2 protein-coding genes are annotated in these 3,078 nt (G+C 42.4%); both read right to left on the bottom strand.

The window, feature by feature from the left end; genetic code table 11:
• On the bottom strand, nt 1-661 hold a 661-nt coding region (locus KGY70_19935; GenBank protein ID MBS3777476.1), incomplete at its 3' end, for a DPP IV N-terminal domain-containing protein.
• 121 nt (nt 662-782) lie between these two features.
• Nucleotides 783-2,861 (bottom strand): DUF2961 domain-containing protein, encoded by a 2,079-nt coding sequence (locus KGY70_19930; protein MBS3777475.1) that lies wholly within the window; start codon nt 2,859-2,861, stop codon nt 783-785.
• Nucleotides 2,862-3,078 lie beyond the last annotated feature (217 nt).

The raw sequence follows: 3,078 nt of genomic DNA, 5'->3' as shown, positions 1-3,078 counted from the left end.
AATCAGGCGACCATCGGATGTAAGAAGAATAAAAATCTCCTTCTGAGCCATCGTAGCTTAGCTGGTATGTGGCTTTTGAAGTGGTGTTCCTGATCCATACATTATAATCTTTAATGTATGCTTCCCATTTGTCATCAGGGGAAGCTACAGGAGAATTCCCCAAATGGTTCCGGCTTGTGCCCCAGTAAGTTCTGGGATGGCTGCGATCTCTATCTTCAATGTCTTTCAATTTTTTAAGCGATTGGGAAGACAAATCATAGCTCCACCTTGCATTATCAAGCTTGAATACCATTTTATCACGATCTCCATTAAATAATAAACTTTCCAGGGGAAGAGAATAAGGCTCCAGGGCTCCGCCCGTTGCTTCATTCAACTGTTCACACAGTTTTTCATGATCAAAAGCCTGTTCTTTTGTTCTTTTATCGGCATCTACAAGAAAATACTCATCGCCTTTATGCGTGTGAACCTTATACCAAAAGTGATGGGTATCTCTGATCCAGGAAGGCTCCACGTTGGCATGGTAAACCAGACCATTATACCTGCTCAGGGACCTGCCTTTACGGTAATCTTCTTTGGTAATCTGCGAATAGGTAGCCGTACTCAAAAAAAGAATGAGAACAGGGAAAAGAAAACAGTTTATAAATGGTTGCAACACCTTCATATGAGATGAATCTTTTAAATTAGAGTATAAAAATGATCATTTGTATTCAATAAAAAGTAACTTTTTGCAAAACTTCTTTATCCTGAATCACTCAAAATAAATCTCATGCCATTCCTCCAGGTTAATACTTCACCCAGATAAAATCGATGCCTATTAAATTTGAGCCACCTTCCCGGTTTTCAATAACCAACTCATGAAGGCCATCTTCCAACTCAATGGTTTGAGAAACATGATTTCGGGAAACCAGTGCCTGCTCCTGATGCAAGTCAACTAACGGTTCGTTCTCAAATTTTAATTCCCTACCATCAACCACGACTGAAATATTCCCACTGTTAGGTGAATGGGCAGCAGTCAGGGCAATATTCACCGTAGTATCCTTAACCACCGGAATATTCAGTTTCAATGACTCCCCTTCATTATTGGATCTCCAAAGCATATATTTCCCTTTTGTCCATATATATCCCTTTTCAATCGAAATCTTTGCCGGATCTTCAACCAATGTTTCTGCTTCATAGAAAAGCGAATTGGCAGCGCCAAAGTCTGCCCGGGCACGATTCCAGGCAGGTAATTCAGGCATCTTCACATCCTCCTCTGAAACTTCCCTGTGATCATCATTGAAGTACGGGAAGGCATATAAATAGGCAATCCGGCTGTAGGAAAAACCGGGAACCTCGCTATGTGACAAAAGCTCCATATAAAAATCGATCCGGTTTTCAAAGGGCACATCATCCAGAATCTGATACCGGTAATTGGTGACAAAGCCCCTGTTTCCGGGACCGTCATTTCGTGGCTGACCGCAGAAAGCATGATCGAATATGGCTCTCGAGGACCAGGAATAATTAAAATAATCTTCCGAACCGGTTCCGAAAATGGAGGGAATTTTATCCTGATCGATGAAAATCTTTTCATCACCCTCTCCCCACCAGTTGCCCCAACTGGTGGGCACGCGTGAAGGATTCATAATGAAAGCTGAAGCTCCCACCAGTCTTCCTTTTCCTGAACCCAAAACATAAGGAATGTCAAAAGGATTTTCGCCCGAGGATGTCAGGTTATGATCGGCACGCCAGTGCGCTCTCAGATGCATGGATTCCCCTGCTTCCCAGTCATAATCTTTTAACCGAAAAGAGGCAACCACGGTAATGTCCTGATCGGAGAGATTGTCAATTTCTATCCTGACTTCCTTTCTGAAAGGCATAACAAACCTGCATATCATGGATCCGTCGGGGTTTACTGTAAAAGGTAATGAACTGTAAGGATCAATCCCCGGACCAGTACCAAAAAAATACCCTATGGGCGCCTGCACCTGTGGAACGGAAGCCCCGTCAAAATAAATGTTTAATATCCCCTGACGAAGTGCTTTTCTCATGTTATCTGCAGTTAGCTCCACTTCAAACCTTTCTATCGCCTTGTTTCCTGTAAAATGAAACAGATCTCCCGTTTCATGGGCAGGTATATGCTCGCTTTCTGACAACATCTCAGAACCCCCATAATTCCATTCCTTCTCAGGATGAAAGAATAAACGCCTTGCCCTGTCAAGCGCCCGGGTATATTCCTTCAGATTATCCCTGGAAAATGTTTCCACCTTCACATCCTGATCGTACAAGCGCATCTGAATGTGATAAAAATGCAGATTGTCAAGATCTCCTTCCCATTCTATCCGGCAACGCTCCGAAAAAGGTATGGGGAGATAGAATGCATCATACTGCCGCAGGCTGCTCTGGTACTTTTGTGATGATTTCTTTCCGGAAAAAGCCTGAAAGGTTCTCCAGAAAAAATCTTCTGCCTTACCTTCAAATACAGGATCTTTCATATCATCCAGGTAAACACGGAGATTACCATTGATCCTCGCCGACCACAACCTTACAATAACACCCGGTTTTTCCACATCGCAGATCAGATATTTGCCAATACCGTATTCACCGGGTTGTTCCAACACCTTTTCAAAACCGGGCACAGGTTCACCACCAAAGCCATCGCTGTTGGCAAACCATCCGGATTTATAGGGAGAAGTGCTTCTCCTGTCGTAGGAAGAAAACTGAACCGTTTTATAAGAATCACCGGGAAATCTGGTTAAGCGCTCCAGATCTGTCATTTCATTTATTAAACTTTCCACGGTAACAGGCTGGGAATATACAGATAAACTGACAATGAGAAAAATGTAACTCATTGGCAGGAGAAGATATAATTTGTGGCTTTTCATATATTATGAATTATTTTTGATAAACTTTAAAGCAAACGACAGATAAGGTTCTCCTGGGTGTTCTTCTTTCGTTGATCCGGAATTCTATTTTTTGAAGATGACCGCCGGTCTTTCAATGATATTCAAGAAGAAGCTAACTTACTATTCTTTTTTAAGTTTTGCAACCCAACCTCCGCCGGGTGCCATATGAATACTCAGATCCTCAGAAGCATTTACT

It is taken from the genome of Bacteroidales bacterium (genome assembly GCA_018334875.1).
In the GTDB taxonomy this organism is placed as follows: domain Bacteria; phylum Bacteroidota; class Bacteroidia; order Bacteroidales; family UBA12077; genus JAGXLC01.
The sequence above is the reverse complement of the archived record's forward strand: the minus strand, read 5'-3'. Positions and strand labels throughout refer to the sequence as shown.